The sequence below is a fragment of the Bradyrhizobium sp. Mp27 genome (assembly GCF_029953005.1).
GTDB classification, from domain to species: domain Bacteria; phylum Pseudomonadota; class Alphaproteobacteria; order Rhizobiales; family Xanthobacteraceae; genus Bradyrhizobium; species Bradyrhizobium barranii.
The window spans coordinates 15690-31205 of the sequence record NZ_JASAUS010000030.1; the positions used below are offsets into that span (position 1 = coordinate 15690).

The 15516-nt window shown below is 64.7% G+C and carries 14 protein-coding genes; 3 read left to right on the forward strand and 11 right to left on the reverse strand.

The genetic code is table 11. The annotated features are described in order from the left end of the window. Window positions 1-248: 248 nt before the first annotated feature. Window positions 249-1454, reverse strand: coding sequence for a CoA transferase (locus QJT78_RS17605; RefSeq protein WP_028151516.1), 1206 nt, complete (start codon window positions 1452-1454; stop codon window positions 249-251). A gap of 313 nt (window positions 1455-1767) precedes the next feature. Next, window positions 1768-4767: a bifunctional proline dehydrogenase/L-glutamate gamma-semialdehyde dehydrogenase PutA gene (gene putA / locus QJT78_RS17610; protein WP_028151515.1), complete on the reverse strand. Its 3000-nt coding sequence runs from the start codon at window positions 4765-4767 to the stop codon at window positions 1768-1770. A 114-nt stretch (window positions 4768-4881) separates the two neighbouring features. On the opposite strand from putA, the gene QJT78_RS17615 reads away from it, so the two are divergent. Continuing rightward, window positions 4882-5343 carry an Lrp/AsnC ligand binding domain-containing protein gene (locus QJT78_RS17615; RefSeq protein WP_014492276.1) on the forward strand — a complete coding sequence of 154 codons (462 nt, stop codon included), beginning with the start codon at window positions 4882-4884 and terminating at the stop codon, window positions 5341-5343. 170 nt (window positions 5344-5513) lie between these two features. Here QJT78_RS17615 and QJT78_RS17620 read toward each other — a convergent pair whose 3' ends face one another. The 4 genes from QJT78_RS17620 to QJT78_RS17635 form a co-directional block, all read right to left on the reverse strand. Then, window positions 5514-5714, reverse strand: a complete 201-nt coding sequence (locus QJT78_RS17620) for a cold-shock protein (protein WP_008134691.1) — start codon at window positions 5712-5714, stop codon at window positions 5514-5516. Between the two features lie 208 nt (window positions 5715-5922). Further along, the gene (locus tag QJT78_RS17625; RefSeq protein ID WP_028151514.1) at window positions 5923-6231 is read right to left on the reverse strand and encodes a sulfite:cytochrome C oxidoreductase subunit B; all 309 of its coding nucleotides are present in this window, start codon (window positions 6229-6231) and stop codon (window positions 5923-5925) included. Window positions 6232-6243: 12 nt separating this feature from the next. Continuing rightward, window positions 6244-7443 (reverse strand): molybdopterin-dependent oxidoreductase, encoded by a 1200-nt coding sequence (locus tag QJT78_RS17630; RefSeq protein WP_028151513.1) that lies wholly within the window; start codon window positions 7441-7443, stop codon window positions 6244-6246. A gap of 136 nt (window positions 7444-7579) precedes the next feature. Continuing rightward, a complete protein-coding gene (locus tag QJT78_RS17635) occupies window positions 7580-9310 on the reverse strand; it encodes an adenylate/guanylate cyclase domain-containing protein (RefSeq protein WP_028151512.1) in 1731 nt (576 codons plus the stop codon). 417 nt (window positions 9311-9727) lie between these two features. On the opposite strand from QJT78_RS17635, the gene QJT78_RS17640 reads away from it, so the two are divergent. Further along, window positions 9728-11257, forward strand: a complete 1530-nt coding sequence (locus QJT78_RS17640; RefSeq protein ID WP_049807567.1) for a glycosyltransferase family 39 protein — start codon at window positions 9728-9730, stop codon at window positions 11255-11257. Window positions 11258-11514: 257 nt separating this feature from the next. Further along, a complete protein-coding gene (locus tag QJT78_RS17645) occupies window positions 11515-11757 on the forward strand; it encodes a hypothetical protein (protein ID WP_028151510.1) in 243 nt (80 codons plus the stop codon). A gap of 12 nt (window positions 11758-11769) precedes the next feature. Here QJT78_RS17645 and QJT78_RS17650 read toward each other — a convergent pair whose 3' ends face one another. The 5 genes from QJT78_RS17650 to QJT78_RS17670 form a co-directional block, all read right to left on the reverse strand. Further along, on the reverse strand, window positions 11770-11970 hold the full coding sequence (locus tag QJT78_RS17650) for a hypothetical protein (RefSeq protein ID WP_162136502.1): 201 nt from the start codon (window positions 11968-11970) through the stop codon (window positions 11770-11772). Window positions 11971-12053: 83 nt separating this feature from the next. Further along, window positions 12054-12260: a hypothetical protein gene (locus QJT78_RS17655; RefSeq protein ID WP_028151270.1), complete on the reverse strand. Its 207-nt coding sequence runs from the start codon at window positions 12258-12260 to the stop codon at window positions 12054-12056. A 27-nt stretch (window positions 12261-12287) separates the two neighbouring features. Then, entirely contained in the window at window positions 12288-12422 is a 135-nt protein-coding gene (locus QJT78_RS17660; RefSeq protein ID WP_256461605.1) for a hypothetical protein, read from the reverse strand. 587 nt (window positions 12423-13009) lie between these two features. After that, window positions 13010-14035: a TIGR01620 family protein gene (locus tag QJT78_RS17665; protein ID WP_028151269.1), complete on the reverse strand. Its 1026-nt coding sequence runs from the start codon at window positions 14033-14035 to the stop codon at window positions 13010-13012. After that, window positions 14032-15501, reverse strand: coding sequence for a YcjX family protein (locus tag QJT78_RS17670; RefSeq protein ID WP_028151268.1), 1470 nt, complete (start codon window positions 15499-15501; stop codon window positions 14032-14034). The genes QJT78_RS17665 and QJT78_RS17670 overlap by 4 nt, the downstream gene beginning before the upstream one ends. Window positions 15502-15516: the final 15 nt, after the last annotated feature.

Sequence of the window (15516 nt, forward strand, 5' to 3'; positions counted from 1 at the left end):
TAGCGAGATCGTCCCACGCCGTCATTGCGAGCGCGGCGAAACAATCCAGCAATGCATCTGGAGACGCGAGCTATCTCCCCACCGTCGTCCCGGACAAGCGCAGCGCAGATCCGGGACCCATAACCACAGGCCGTGGTTTGACGATGACTCGTAGTTACCAGGGAGTGCGACAACCGCTCCCTGTGGTTATGGGTCCCGGGCTCGCGCCTTGCGCGCCCCGGGACGACGGCGGAGTGTGTTGCGCCGCCTTACCCCACCGCCCCCGAACCCCGCAGCTGCTTGATCGCCTTCTCATCGTATCCCGCCCCGCGCAAGATCTCGTCACTGTGCTCGCCGACGGCCGGCGGCTTGCGTGGCTGCACCTTCTTGGCGCCGTCGATCCAGATCGGGCTGGAGATGGTGAGCATGGTGTCGTTCTCGAACGGCACCAGCACCTCGTTGTCGAGCATCTGCTTGTCGTTGGGGATGTCGTCGAGAATGCCGACGATGCCGAACACGAGGCCGTTGCCATCGAGGATCTTGCGCCATTCGGCGAGATCCCTGGTCGCAAAGGTCTCATCGAAAATCTTGATCAGCTCGACCGAGCGGGCGTGACGGTCAGCCTTGGTGGCGAAGCGCGGATCGTCAATCAGGTTCTCGCGTTCCAGGCATCTGGCCAGTATCGGAAACTGCTTCTCCTCACTCAGCAGCGACAGGATCAGCCAGCGGCCGTCCTTGCACTGGTAGTGGTTGGCCACAGCGTTCAGCGCACGTTCGCGCGGCCGCCTCTCGGCGAACTTGGAGCCGCACAGTTTTGCCTGCGCCAGCGTGCCCGCGGCCCACACCCCGTTCGCCATCAGATTGGAGGCGACATGCGAGCCCTTGCCGGTCTTCTCGCGCTGATACAGCGCGGTGACGATCGCACTGTACAGGGCCATGGCGCAGGGATGATCGCCCATGCCTGCGACCGAACGGGCCGGCGTGGTGTCGATGTCAGCGCGGACGAGGTCCATCAGGCCGGAGCGCGCCCAATAGGCGTTGCTGTCGAAGCCGGGCTTGTTGGCCTCTTCGCCCTGTTCGCCATAGCCAGTGAACGAGGCGTAGATCAGCCGGTCGTTGAGATGGGCGAGATGATCATAGGTGATGCCGAGCTTGGCGCGCACCGGCGGCGGCATGTTGGTGATGAAGACGTCGGCCTCTTCCACGAGCTTGTAGAGCACGGCCTGCGCCTCCGGCTTGGAGAGGTCGAGCGCGATGCTCTTCTTGTTGCGGGCCTCCAGCAGCCAGGCGTAATTATGCTCGCTGGTCGGATAGCCTGGAATGTTGGGCAGATTGCGGTAAGGGTCGCCGGCGCCGGGCGGCTCGATCTTGATGACGTCGGCGCCGAAATCCGACAGCACGGTCGCGGCCGCGGGCGCTGCGATGAAGCTCGCGCAGTCCAGAACCTTGAGCCCTGCAAAAATGCCCTTTTCCATCGCGGCGTAGCTCCCTCGCTCTTGTTGTTTCCCGCGCGCTGGAATTGGCGCAGGCCAAGTCATGGCAGCATTAGACCGATGTTTCGCCGGGATGCAACGGCGCCAGGCGCAGGGCTCATTGCTGTGCAGTTCTCAGTCCCGTCATCCTGAGGTGCGAGGCATGGGACGCAACGCGTCCCATCGGGAGCCTCGAAGGATGAACGGCCCGGCTGCATCCCGGCCGTTCATCCTTCGAGGCCTCCGCTATGCTCCGGCGCCTCAGGATGACGGAACTGGCATCGTGCGTTGCTGCGGATGGTTCGAGCTGCGAGCCTCACTCCTCCCCCGCAAGCAGCGCGGCATTACCGCCGGCTGCCGCGGTGTTGATCGTCACGGTCTGCTCGGTCGCAAAGCGTGCGAGATAATGCGGGCCGCCCGCTTTCGGGCCGGTTCCGGACAGCCCGTTGCCGCCGAATGGCTGCACGCCGACCACGGCGCCGATCATGTTGCGGTTGACATAGATGTTGCCGACCTGGACGCGATCGATGATCGCCTCGATGGTGTCGTCGATCCGGGAGTGAACGCCGAGCGTGAGTCCATAGCCGCTGCGCTCGATCGCCTGCAGGACGCGGTCGAGGTTTTCCGCGCGATAGCGCACGATGTGCAGGATCGGTCCGAACACCTCCTCGGTGAGCTGGCCGGCGTCCTTGAGCTCGAAAATGTGCGGGGCGACGAAGCAGCCATCGGGTACAGTACCGGCAAAGTGCAGCCGCGCCTCGCTCTTCATCCGCGCGATATGCGCATCGAGGCGCTGCTTGGCCTCGGCGTCGATCACCGGACCGACATGGGTCGCGACATCTGCGGGGTCGCCAATCCTGAGTTCGCGCGCCGCGCCTGCGATCATCTCGATCATGCGGTCGGCAACATCCTCCTGCACGAACAGCAGCCGCAGCGCCGAGCAGCGCTGGCCGGCGGAGCGGAAGGCCGAGGTCACGACGTCGTCGGCGACCTGCTCCGGCAGCGCGGTTGCATCCGCGATCATGGCGTTGATGCCGCCGGTCTCCGCGATCAGCGGCACGATCGGCCCGTCCTTGGCGGCAAGCGTCCGGTTGATCAGGCGGGCGACCTCGGTCGAGCCGGTGAAGACAACGCCGGCGATGTCGGCATGCGCGGTCAGCACGGCGCCGATGCGGCCGTCGCCGGTGACGAGATGCAGCGCGCTCTTGGGAATGCCGGCTTCGTGCAGCAGCGCTACGGCCTCGCGGGCGATGCGCGGCGTCTGCTCGGCGGGTTTTGCGACGACGCTGTTGCCGGCCATCAATGCCGCCGTGACCTGGCCCAGGAAGATCGCCAGCGGAAAATTCCACGGCGAGATCGCGACGAAGGCGCCGCGCCCGCGCATGGCGAGCGCATTGCTCTCGCCGGTCGGGCCCGGCATGGCGGCATCAACGCCGAACAGCTTTCGACCCTGCGCGGCGTAGTAGCGGCAGAAGTCGGCGGCCTCGCGCAGCTCCGATAGCGCATCGTCCAGCGTCTTGCCGCCCTCGGCTTGCAGCAGCGCGATGAAATGGGCGCTCCGGCTCTCCAAGAGATGCGCGGCCTGCTCCAGTGTGGCCGCGCGCGTGGCCGCCGGCGTTCGGCTCCAGGCGGCAAAACCGGCGCGCGCAGCCGTCACCGCCGCGTTGGCCTGGCCCGGCGTTACGTCGGCGATGGGCTTGAGGCCGGCTGTCTCGGCCTTCACGTCTGCCAGCAACCGGTCGAGCGCCGCGCGCGCGCCGAATTCAACGCCGCGTGAATTGCGCCGCTCCGGCGCGAACAGATCGCCCGGCAACGGAATTTTGGGATGGGCCGCCGCTTGCGGCCGGACGATGGCATCGGCCGGACGCTGCAACAGCGCCACAACCGGCACGCGATAGTCGGCCGCCTGCGCCACGAACGACGAGTTGGCGCCGTTCTCCAGCAGCCGCCGCACCAGATAGGCGAGTAGGTCGCGATGGCTGCCGACCGGGGCATAGGTACGATAGGCGATGTCGGGGTGATCCTTGGCGAGCTGTTCGTAGAGCGCCTCGCCCATGCCGTGCAGGCGCTGGAATTCGAAGCCGCCGCCATCTTGCGCAAGCTCCAGCACGGTCGCGACCGTCAGCGCGTTGTGGGTGGCGAATTGCGGGAAGATGCGCGGCCGCAGACTCAAAAGCTTCGAAGCGCAGGCGACGTAGTTCAGATCCGTCATCGCCTTGCGCGTGAACACGGGATAGCCGTCCAGCCCGCGCTCCTGCGCGCGCTTGATCTCGGTGTCCCAATAGGCGCCCTTGACCAGCCGCACCATCAGCTTGCGGTCATGCGCGCGTGCCAGCGCGTCGACATAGTCGATCACGGCGCTGGCGCGCTTCTGATAGGCCTGGATCGCCAGGCCAAAGCCGTCCCAGCCGCTGAGCGAGGGGTCGGCGAGCGTCGCCGCGATCACGTCGAGCGACAGCTCCAGCCGGTCGGCTTCCTCGGCATCGACGGTGAAGTTCAAATCATGGGCCTTGGCGCGCTGCGCCAGGTCCAGCAGTTGCGGCACCAGCTCGCTCATCACGCGCGCACGGCTGATCGCCTCGAAGCGCGGATGCAGCGCCGACAGCTTGACCGAGATGCCGGGCCGGTCGGGCAGGGGATGGCTGCCCGCCGCCTTGCCGATGGTCTCGATCGCACTGGCATAGGCGTCGAAATAACGCCTGGCGTCCGCCGCGGTGCGCGCGCCTTCGCCGAGCATGTCGAAGGAGTAGCGCGTCTTCTGACCGGAGCGCGGACGGCCTCGCTCCAGCGCCTGCTCGATGGTCTCACCCAGCACGAAATGATTGCCCATCAGCCGCATCGCCTGGCGCGTGGCGGTGCGCACCGCCGGCGCGCCTAGCCGCTTCACCAGCCGGCCGATGGTGCCGTCGGGCGTCTCGCCGGGCTGGATCACCCGCGCCGAGAGGCCGAGCGCCCAGGCTGAGGCGTTGACCAGGAAGGCCGTCGACTTCGTCTCGTGGTGGATGAAGTCGCCCTCGCCGAGCTTGTCCTCGATGAACTGGTCGGCGGTGCGCGCGTCGGGCACGCGGAGCAACGCCTCGGCCAGCACCATCAGTGCGAGCCCCTCCTTGGTCGAAAGCGCGAACTCCCGCAGCATGTCCTCGACCCCGCCAAGCCGGTCGTCGCGCTTGCGGATCGCCTCGATCAGCCGCGTCGCGGTGCGGTCGATCCGCGCTTCCTGCGGCGGGCCGAGATGCGAAGCCGGCAAGAGCCGCGCGGCAATCTCGGCATCATCGGGCGCGTAGGGGGCAGTGAAGGGCGGCGGGATGTTCGGCATGGCGTGTCCTGTGGCTCAAATTCAGGATAAGGCCCGCTAGACCGTAGTTCGATAGACAAATTAGCCATTTTGCCTTAGAAAATGAAGATCTTTTGTATATTGGCCACATAAAATATGGAACTCGATCGAACCGACCGGAAGATCCTCTCAATTCTGCAGCAGGACGGGCGCATCGCCAATGTCGAGCTCGCCGAACGCATCGGGCTGTCGCCGACCTCGGTCGGCGAGCGGTTGAAGCGGTTGCAGCGGGAGGGCTTTGTCGAGGGCTATGGGGCGCGGCTCAATCCGCACCGGCTCGGCCTGGGTCTTTTGGTGTTCGTCGAGGTGCTGCTCGACAAGACCACGCCGGACAATTTCGAACGGTTCGCGCGCGCGGTGAAACTCGCACCCGAGGTGCTGGAGTGTCACATGGTTGCAGGCGGCTTCGACTATCTTGTGAAGGCGCGGCTTGCGGACATGACCGCCTATCGACGCTTCCTCGGCGAGACGTTGCTGTCGATGCCGGGCGTGCGCGAGACGCGAACCTATGCGGTGATGGAAGAGATCAAGCGCGACGCACCATTGCCGGTGGACTAACGAAGGGCCGTCGCGATTGTCATTGCTGTGGCGTTGAACGAGCGGTCTTCGCGGGAAAATAGCTCTCCGTGTGCAATCGCAACGCCTGTCGTCGAATGCACTGGCCGTCTTCAAAAATTTTTTTGGCCCGGCTCCCGGACAGATCCGGGAGGCAGCAAAGGCTGCCGGGCTTATACTTTGAGGTTCTCTGCGGAGGTCTTGCCCCGGTTTGCGATCTCTTCGTATTCCACCGTCTGTCCTTCGTTCAGGGACGACAGACCGGCTTTCTGCACTGCCGAGATATGCACGAACACATCCTTGCCGCCCGACGCAGGCTGGATAAATCCATAACCCTTCGTCGGGTTGAACCACTTGACCGTACCTTTAGCCATCACGTCTTCTCCGCGGGTCTTCCTCCGAGATCTCGAACCGCCAGTCCCCGCCAACCGGCCGGTTCGGTCCTAACAGGATACGCGGAATGTGGCCGGCTTGGTAGCTCAAACCATATCGGCATTTCGCCGAATTCCGCTCAACTTCGCAGCGTTTTTGCCGATTTTGCCCGTTTCGCGGTCAATTGATCGGCACGCCGCGCGCCATCTGTCAATAAGTCGCGGCCAGATAATCGACGATCTTGCCGACATCGGCATCGTCGATCGGGGCGCCATAGACCTTGATCATCTTGGTCACCTCGGCCTGCCAAAAACCTTTCTTGTCCTTCATCGGCGGTTGCGTGTTGACGTAATCGGCCGAGTGGCAGGCGCTGCAATTGCCCTGCACCACCTCGAGATTGGGGCCTGGCTTGAAGGCCGCGACCTCGTCGGGCGTCTTGTAGTTGATCGGCGCTGCAAGTGCCGAACCGACCATTGCGGCGACGGCGAGTGAGATGGCGAGGAGAACGGTGCGCTGCATGATCATTCTCCCTCAGGCCACGGTGACGCGGACGGTTTCGACGACGTTGCGTAGATAACCCGCCGGGTTCCAGCGTGGCGCATCCGGCTGGGTCTCGCCACCATTGCCGGTGGCGCGCACCTTGAGCTCGTGGGCGCCCGCCGCGAGCTTCACCGGCAGCTTCCATTCACGGAATGAGTATTTGCCGAGATCCTTGCCGAGCTTGGCGCTGACCCAGGTCTTGCCGCCGTCGGTGGAAACCTGGACGTCCTTGATGCCTTTGCCGCCGTCGAAGGCGATGCCGCGCAGCGTCGTGCCGCCGGCCTTCAGCTTGGCGCCATCGGGAACGCTGGTGATGAAGGATCGGATGGTGAAGCGGTTGATCGGGATCGTCGCCTTCGGCGCGGTGCCCGGCTCGACCGCATTGTTCGGCGTATCCGGAATGCGATAGGCCGACTTCATCCAGAAGCCGTCATAGACATTGTCGATGACGGTGATCTCGTTGAGGTGCTTGACCCAGTAGGTGCCGTAATAGCCGGGCACGATCAGGCGCAGCGGAAAGCCGTTGAGGAACGGCAGGTCCTCGCCGTTCATGCCATAGGCCAGCATCACCTCGCCGTCGGTGGCATGATCGAGATCGAGCGCCTTGACGAAATCCGGCGTCTTGTCGCTGACGGGGCCGTCCATGCCGTTGAAGGTGACCTGCTTGGCGCCGCTCTGCACGCCCGCCATCTCCAGCACGGCCTTCAGCGGCACGCCACGCCAGCGCGCATTGCCCATCGCGCCGTTGGCGAGCTGGCCACCGGCGACACGCGGCTCGGAGAAGCCGCGGCTGTTGCCGGAGCACTGGTTGACGGCGACGATCTCGGTCGCCTTCATTTTCCTGATGTCCTTGAGCGACAGCTTGAGCGGCTTGTCGACCTTGCCCTTGACCTCGAGCGTGAACTTGTCGGGATCCAGATTGTAGGGCAGGTCCGAGAGGTGATAGCGGACGAAGAACGCGTTATTCGGCGTGATCGGACCGTCGTTGAAGATCGCGAACGGTGTCTCGAGCTGCGGCGGCCGGCTGGTCAGGCCGATCATCGGCCGCTTCTGCGGATATTTCACCAGCGGCCGTTCGCCATTGGCGAAGGGAAGCGTGACGGTGTCGAGTGCCAGCGCCTTGGTGGAATTCAGTGTGGCCGCCATAGCGGCAAGGCCCGCTCCTTTGAGCAGGTCGCGTCGATCGAACATTCTCGTCTCCTCCCGGAGCTTTTCGTTGGACCGCAGTCATCACCGCGATCCCGCACTCATCTGTCGCAACGATTGAGATGAAGTCAATTCGTGCTTTCGCAGCAGGCCCATGTCGCTGCGTTGCAGCAAGGCGGTGTTACGCGGCGACGCGCGTGCCGATATCAACCAGCGCCGACAGCTGCCTCGTATCCGCAACGACGCGCACGGCCAGGGGCTCGTCGCGGCCGCGGATCGCGACCTCCTGCTGCGGCAGCGCATCGTCGGCAAGGCCGGCGGTACGGCGAACCTCCTCCGAGACGATCGCCTCGCAGGCCAGCGTCTTGGTCATGTCCTGGAGCCGGGCCGCGACGTTGACGGCATCGCCGAGCGCGGTGAAGACGATGTGATCGCGATAGCCGATGTCGCCGATGATGACCTCGCCGCCGTGAATGCCGATGCCGAAGCGGATCGGCTGGCGGAGATCGTGGCTCAGGAGCTCGTTGAGTTCGTCGATATGCGTGGCGATGCCGGCGGCAGCCTTCAGCGCTTGCCGGCAGGCGGTTTCCGGATCGGCTGACAGCCCGAACAGCGCCAGCATGCCGTCGCCGACGAACTGGTTCGGCTGGCCGCCGTTCTCGATCACGGCCCGCGAGACGGCGCCGAGGAAACGGTTGACGATGAAAACGGTGTCGAATGGCAGCCGCTTCTCGGCAAGCTGCGTCGAACCGCGCATGTCCACGAACAGGCTGACGAGGTAACGCTCCTGGCCGATTCTGGCCGACGTCGAGGCCTGCCCGTCCGCCGAATGCGTGTGGGGCGTGAACAGCTGGAAGAACGAGAGGTCGGAGTCCGGCCGCAGCTGGCAGGCAAGCCGGATCGAGGGATCGGCGGTGCCGACGCGCGCGAGCACGAAGGCCTCGCGTTGCGACGGCTCGGGCAGGGCGGCATGGTCGCCGATGATGCGGATGCGGCAGGTCGAGCAGCGGGCGCGGCCGCCGCAGACGCTGGCATGCGGCACATTGTGGCGCAGGCTCGCCTCCAGCACGGAGAGACCCTTCGGCACGCGCACCGTCTTGCCGTTGCCGTAGGACAGCGCGATCATGCCGCGGCGCCGTTCGCGCAAGGCGCGCACGCCGCGCGCCGCCAGCGCCAGTCCGAGCAGGCCGACATAGCCGATGGTGAGGCCGCCGGTGATGCGGTCGAGCGTCGCGGCTTCCGCGGTCGAGCCGAGCTGGCGGCGGGTGAGATTGTGCGTGCGCCATTCGCCGTCGTCGACCTCGATCTGGACACTGCGTCCGCCCTGGTAGACGCCGAGCAGCGACAGCGTCGGGATCAGCACGGCGGCGGCGAGCAGATAGGGCGCGGCGCGCGCGAAGAACGGTTTCAGGCGCAGCCAGAAATAGATGCCGATGCAGCCATGGACCCAGGCGATGATCAGCAGGATCGTCATGGTCCAGATCCGGTTCGAGGTGACGAAGAACAGATAGAGTTCCTGCGGATAGAGTTTTTGGTGCCCGTACAGCGTGTAGCCAAGCCGGACGCCGATCACATGGGCCATGACGAGGGCGGGGATACTCAAGCCCAGCACGAGCTGGAGCGGCTCGATCGTCCGCCAGCGGAACTGGCGGCGCTGATAGAGCGCGTAGATGCCGAGCCCCATATGCGTGAGCGCGGCCGTATAGAACACGATCGCGATGGGGAGGAACCGCCAGAACGCCGTGTGGTAGTAGACCCCGATCTCCATGGCATCGACCGAGATGTTGCCGAGCGCATGGTTGAGGAAATGGCTCACCACGTAGGAGAACAGGATGACGCCGCAGACCAGCCGAACCTGCCGCATGCTGGTCGCGCGGGACAGTTCGGACAATCGTGAGGATGCAGTGGCCATGATTCGGTTGTATCAGTTCATGAAGGAGAACAGCCAGCGTAGCGTTTAATTCCAGGGGCGGACAGCTGGCCTGATCACATGCGCGGCAAGGTTACGATATCGTAGGGTGGGCAAAGGCGCGCGCCACACCCACCGCTGTCGTCCCGGACAAGCGCCGCGAAGCGGCGCGCCGATCCGGGATCCATATCCACAGGATCGGATTTGACGAAGACTCGTGGTTACCAGTTCGTGCCACGACTCCTCCCTGTGGCTATGGGTCCCGGGCTCGCGACTTCGTCGCGCCCCGGGACGACATCGGTGTTTGCGGGACCACCCCCCGCATTGACTCCCCCTCCCAGGTTGGCGAAAAGCGCGGCCGTGACGACAGCCCCTGATATCACCGTGTCCCCAGCCGGCGCCGCGCGCCGTCCCCTCGTTATGGCCGTGCTTGTCATCGCCGCGATGACGCTGCTGCGGATCGTCTACGCCTCCGCGATCGAGCTGCGCACCGACGAGGCCTATTACTGGACCTGGTCGAAGGAGGGAGCGCTCAGCTTCCTCGATCATCCCCCCATGATCGCCTGGTTCATCCGTTTTGGTACCGCGATCTTCGGCGACACCGTGCTCGGCGTCCGCTTCGGCGGCATCGTCGCGATGCTGGTGACGCAGCTGCTGCTGGCCGACATCGTCCGCCGCCTCACTCATGATGCGCGCGCCATCATGTTCGCGGTGCTGATGCCGGAGGCTGCGCTCTACTACGGCCTGCTGATGGCCAAGGTCGCGCCGGACGTTGCCATGATCCCGTTCGCGGTGGCGATGACGTGGTCCCTGGTCCGGCTCGCGCAGGGCGGCGACGGACGCTGGTGGCTGGCGGCCGGCCTGTTCGCCGGACTGTCGATGCTGTCGAAATTCACCGCGATCATGTTTGCGCCGGCGGTCGCCGCGTTTCTGCTGGTGCCGGATTGGCGCTGGCGCTGGCTGCGCAGTCCTTACCCCTATCTCGCGGTGCTGATCGCGATCGCGGTGTTCTCGCCGGTGCTGATCTGGAACGCGCAGCACGACTGGGCCTCGTTCCGTTTCCAGGGCGTGCGGGCCACCGCCAATTACGGCATCTCGCTGCGCACGATCGGCGACTACATCGGCCTGCAATTTGGCCTGGTCGGCTTCGTCATGCTGCCGGTCGTGCTGTCAGGCCTCGTGATGACGGCGTGGCGCGGCTATCGCACGCGCGAGCCGGTCGCGATCCTGCTGTCGACCGCGGTACTGGTGCCGTTCCTCTATTTTTTCTTCAAGTCGACGACGCTCAGGGTCGGCGACACCTGGCCGATGTTCATGTGGCCGGTCGGCTTTGCCGCCGCCGCGGTCAACCTCGTCATGCTGTCGCGCGAGGGCTGGTCGGCGCGGATGATCCGGTCGAGCATTTTCTGGCTCAATACGGCGGTCGTCTCCGGGATCGCCTTCGTCGTCATCGTGTTCCTGTACTACGTCGCCGCGCCCTGGAATCTGCTCGGCAAGATCGACCCGATCGGCGCCGAAGCCGGCTACGAGCAGGTCGCTGCGCGTGCGCAGGCCGCGCTCGACGAGACCGGCGCGACCTGGATCGCGACCACGGACTATCGCACCTACGCGATGATGCGCTGGCTGTTCAGGGGCCGCGTGCCCGTCGTCGAGATCAACGAACGCGGCCGCTTCCAGGATTTTCGCGATCCCGGCATGGATCGGATCAGCGGGCATGCGGGCATCTATGTCGGGCGAGAGCCGGACAATCGCGCACCGGTGTGGGGATCGATCCCGACGAAGCGCGAGCAGCTTGGCCAGGTCGAACGTCGCTGGCGCGGCGTTCTGACGGACACCTATGTGATTGAGAAGCTCACCGGCTGGACGCCGGAACTCTCGCCGCCAACGGATTCGCCGCTGTTTCAATGGCGGGTGCTGGCGGCGGAATTCGAGAAACGTACGCTCGCCTAGCGAGGCACCCTTCTTTCCTCCTCCCCTTGTGGGCTCCCAAAGGCAAACGAGGCCACGCGTTGAAGCGGCCTGGCGTGGCATGAGAACAACATACAAACAGAAATCCGAGCTGATCGCTTAGCTGCAACCAGCATTTTTCCCGACATTCACAGGCCGCCATCCCAGATTACCACCCGCTCAAGCATTTAAGCCACTAAGCTGGAGCTATCGTGACGAAACATATTTTCTCTTATTGATATTATCTGCGGGGATAGGACATGTTTGATGTCTATCGCAATGGCAAGCGGGACTTCCTCGTCGTCAGCAACGGCTCTCCGATGCCCGCGCTCTACTCTTCCAACAAATGGCGCAAGAGCAGAGCGAGAGTTCTCAAGGTCAGCGACGAGATCAGGGCAGCCGTCCAGGAGCGAGGTTATTATCTTGGCAGCGTGCGGGTGACCAAGAAGGACCTGATCCACACCGGGTGCACCGTTGCCGATACGACATCGGGCAATCTCTGAACATCCGGCCGACTAGGCCGCCAACCGCGCCAGCCCGGCCTCAATCACGACGATGTCTTCCTCGATCTGCCGGATGGTACTCCTGCAGTCGATCCCGGTACATGCATCGAGATCTGCGATAAGTTTGCGGCGCTGTGTCCGAAGCTCATCAAGAGCTGCTTGGTCCCTGAGCGAAACGTATCCCTCCACGATCAGCTCAATTGCACCTGCCACCATCAAACTCCCCACGCCTTGTTAGCCCCGTCAAGGCACTCCCCGACCAAGCGAGGATCGAGCGTGCCAATTGGTTATGCGATTCAATCCCGCGCACTGAGTTCTTCCAGAACAACGCGCCTCCGCAACTCGTGTGCAGCAGCGGTCAAACGAGACCCCGCGATCAGCCCGAGCCGCCTCAATCTTGGCAGAGCGACGGCGTCGCACAGCTCGATGGAGAGCCCGGCTCCCAATATCGCAATGGCGCGTTGCTCCTCCGCATCGAGATCAGTCCAGGGAATGCCCTTCATCACCGGCCTCAAATCGTCCAGTGCACCTCAAAATCCAAACGCGCGCCTGATTTGCCGCAGCATATCCATGGCCGCGTCGGTGTACCGACCGTTGGTCAGGTATCGATCCAGTTGCAGTGTGCTGATCAGCGCCACAAGCGCTGCCATTAAGCCCTTAAACATTGGGCCTCTCCTGAAAGAGACCGCCAACCGGGCGTGTCGAAATATTGAACCGTTTTCAGAATGCGCGCCGCATATGGCGGCCTAATATGCAAATGGTGACATTGACTGGTAACCAGTTTCTTAACGGGTTGATGCGCCGTGGTATGGGGCGGCCAGAGGCTGACTTGAAAGCGACGACTTGGATTGCCGCCTCCTTGTGCTCAGTTGCCATAAATCGCGGCAGATAATCTCCCAATACTCGAAAGGGCTAACTCGATAGTTCGCTTGCGAGGCGCGGCTTGACTGAGCAAGGTCATTCTACCGGACCATTGCCCTTTAACCCCGTCCGGGTCTGCCTCAGATCAGCCGGCGAGGGGTGACATTCCGCTCGTTGGCTCGATTGGATGGCACTCAGCTGCTCGGAGCCTTTCGTGTGGTCCTTTGCTGTTGCGGCACTGTTCCTGGCGCTGTTGGTGTTTGGTGCGGTCGGGTTTATCATTGTCAGCTTCGACTTTCCCGATGAACCGCGAGCTTAAGCTTCGCTCATTCAGGCGCCGCGCCATGTGTTGGTCCGGCGAATGGCGCGAACGGTGGCGCGAATAGCACCGCTACTCCTCGTCCTTCTTCCGCAGCAGATCCGTCGCGAGGTCCGACAGTTTTGGCGGCGGCAGCGCCGCGAACGGCAACGGCCGCGTCACGTCGATCGCGGCCAGACCCAGCCGTGCGGTCAGCAATCCGTTCAGCACACCTTCGCCGAGCCGCTGCGACAGCTTTGCCGCGATGCCGTGGCCGAGCATCTGCTGCACCAGGCTGTCGCTCGCGGCCATGCCGCCGGTGATGGCGAGATGGGCGATCACGTGGCGGAGCAGGCGGATCATGCCGAGCGCGCCGGGGCGACCGCCATAGAGAAAAGCGAGCTGACGGATCAGGCGCAACGCGGCCACGAACACGAACAATACGTCGATCGCCGCGCGCGGCGAAACTGCGGTCACGATCGAGACCTTTTGCGCGGCCGACGACACCAGCCGCCGCGCTTCCGCATCCAGTGGCGACATCAATTCGCGTTCGGCAAGCCGGATCATGTCGGCGCCGTCGATGATCTCTCCGGTGTGGCTCTCCAGCGTGGCGCGGGCGCGCGCAAGCTGCGGATTCTGGTGCGCGATCTTGAGCAGGTCCTGCACGATGACGCGGCTCTCCTTGCGGTCGTCACTGGCAAGGACTGCGGCGGCGCGCGCGTGCAGTTTCTCGATGGTTGCAAGGCGCGCCAGACCAAAGGCCTCGCGCCCGATCACCACCGCGAGCGCCAGTGCGGTGACGAAGCCGAATGCGAGGCCGACGAAGCCGAGCGTTTCGCTGCGCGCAAACAGATCCTCGATCAGACGGACCACGCCGAGCCCGGTGCCGAGCAGCGTCAGCCCGCCGAGCCCGGACCAGAACAGCGTGCCCCAGGGAAAGCCGCGACGCGCCGGGAGCGCGGCCTCGATCGGCACTGGCAGCGCCTGCGGATCGTGCTCCGGCGTGATCTGGATCGTGGCGCGTGCGAGCCGGCTGGTCTCCTCGGCTTCGGTGACGACGACGCCGGGATCGTCGAGCCGGAACGTCGCCGGCCGCCGCGGCTTGGATCGGTCGTTCATGACAGCTTGTCTCCGATCAGGAACTGCAGGGCACGGTCGAGGCGGATGTGTGGCAGCGCCGGCTCGTCATTGCCTTCGCGTTCGAGCTTTGGCGGACGGAAGCGCAGGAAGCGAAAATCGCTCTTCTCGGCGGCCTCGGTCGAGAGGCCGCGGAATGCGCCGGTGCCGTTGAACAGCGGCTCGGGATCCGGCGGCAGGTCACCCGGAAAGGTCGCAACCTCGGTGTTGCCGTCGAAGAACTCGCCGCCGGCGCTTTCGCCGGCCGCCGGCGTTCCCAGGATCGACGGCAATTTGTCGCGGCCATGCGCGACCTGGGCCTCGCGCGTGGCGCGAACGGCGGCGAGCGCCACCACGTCGATCTCCGCGCCGGTATCTTCCGCGCGCACCACCGCGCGGGTGACCGCGCGGCGCAGCACCGCCTCGAGCCGGTCGTGACTGGAATGATGCAGATGGTCCGCCTTGGTCGCCGCGAACAGGATGCGGTCGATACGCGGCCGGAACAGGCTGGAGAGGAACGTGCTGCGGCCGATGCGGAAGCAGTCGAGAATTCCGGCAAGCGCGGCTTCGAGATCGTGCAGCGCTTCGGGGCCGGAGTTGAACGCGGCGAGGGCATCGGCCAGCACGATCTGGCGATCGAGCCGGGCAAAATGATCGTGGAAGAACGGCCGCACCACGACGTCCTTGTAGGCCTCGAAGCGGCGGACCATCATCGCCCACAGCGATCCCTCCGGTGCCTGGCCGCCCACGGGCACGTCGAGCGGCGCAAAAGTCAGCGCCGGCGTGTCGGCGAGATTGCCGGGCATCAGGAAGCGGCCGGGCGGCAGCAGGCTCATCGCGAAGCGCTCGTCGCGGCAGGCGCGCAAATAGCCGGTGAAGAGCCTTGCCGCCGTCAGCGTCGCCTGCTCGTCCTCGCGCGCCTCGGGCTTGAGCGTCGCGAGATGCGCGTGCCAGTCCGCCGCAAGATGCGCGCGCGGCGCCTCGCGCGACAGCGCGAGGCTTTCGGCCGACCATTGCTCATAGCTTTTCTGGAGCAGCGGCAGGTCGAGCAACCATTCGCCGGGATAATCGACGATGTCGAGCGTCAATGTGCGGTCGGCGCCGTTCTGGCGCTGATAGTCGATGACGAGCCTGAGTTCGCTGATGTCGACGGTCGAGTTCGGCCAGCGCCGCTCCTCGATCAGTGCGCGCAAATGGTTCTCATAGGCGAAGCGCGGCACCGCGTCGTCCGGCTGCGGCGCCAGATGCGCCCGCGCGATCCGGCCCGAGGCATAGGCCTCGAACACCGGAAAGCGGCCGCCGCGGGTGAGGCCGTGGATCAGCGCGGTGATGAATACGGTCTTACCGGCCCGTGACAGGCCGGTGACCCCGAGCCGCACCGTCGGGTTGAAGAAGTGCTCGCCATAGTCGATCAGCGCTCTTGCCGACAGCCGCGCTTCTTCGACCATATCCTGGAAACTGAATGCCATATGAACGTGATTGAT

Excerpts from the sequence above, each read along its gene's own strand:
- QJT78_RS17660 (WP_256461605.1), bottom strand. The coding sequence starts at position 12,422 with ATGTTTAAGGGCTTAATGGCAGCGCTTGTGGCGCTGATCAGCACACTG.
- QJT78_RS17630 (WP_028151513.1), bottom strand. The coding sequence starts at position 7,443 with ATGTTCGATCGACGCGACCTGCTCAAAGGAGCGGGCCTTGCCGCTATG.
- QJT78_RS17670 (WP_028151268.1), bottom strand. The coding sequence starts at position 15,501 with ATGGCATTCAGTTTCCAGGATATGGTCGAAGAAGCGCGGCTGTCGGCA.
- QJT78_RS17665 (WP_028151269.1), bottom strand. The coding sequence starts at position 14,035 with ATGAACGACCGATCCAAGCCGCGGCGGCCGGCGACGTTCCGGCTCGAC.
- QJT78_RS17620 (WP_008134691.1), bottom strand. The coding sequence starts at position 5,714 with ATGGCTAAAGGTACGGTCAAGTGGTTCAACCCGACGAAGGGTTATGGA.
- QJT78_RS17655 (WP_028151270.1), bottom strand. The coding sequence starts at position 12,260 with ATGAAGGGCATTCCCTGGACTGATCTCGATGCGGAGGAGCAACGCGCC.
- QJT78_RS17625 (WP_028151514.1), bottom strand. The coding sequence starts at position 6,231 with ATGCAGCGCACCGTTCTCCTCGCCATCTCACTCGCCGTCGCCGCAATG.
- QJT78_RS17635 (WP_028151512.1), bottom strand. The coding sequence starts at position 9,310 with ATGGCCACTGCATCCTCACGATTGTCCGAACTGTCCCGCGCGACCAGC.
- QJT78_RS17640 (WP_049807567.1), top strand. The coding sequence starts at position 9,728 with ATGGCCGTGCTTGTCATCGCCGCGATGACGCTGCTGCGGATCGTCTAC.
- QJT78_RS17645 (WP_028151510.1), top strand. The coding sequence starts at position 11,515 with ATGTTTGATGTCTATCGCAATGGCAAGCGGGACTTCCTCGTCGTCAGC.
- QJT78_RS17605 (WP_028151516.1), bottom strand. The coding sequence starts at position 1,454 with ATGGAAAAGGGCATTTTTGCAGGGCTCAAGGTTCTGGACTGCGCGAGC.
- QJT78_RS17615 (WP_014492276.1), top strand. The coding sequence starts at position 4,882 with ATGGAACTCGATCGAACCGACCGGAAGATCCTCTCAATTCTGCAGCAG.
- putA (WP_028151515.1), bottom strand. The coding sequence starts at position 4,767 with ATGCCGAACATCCCGCCGCCCTTCACTGCCCCCTACGCGCCCGATGAT.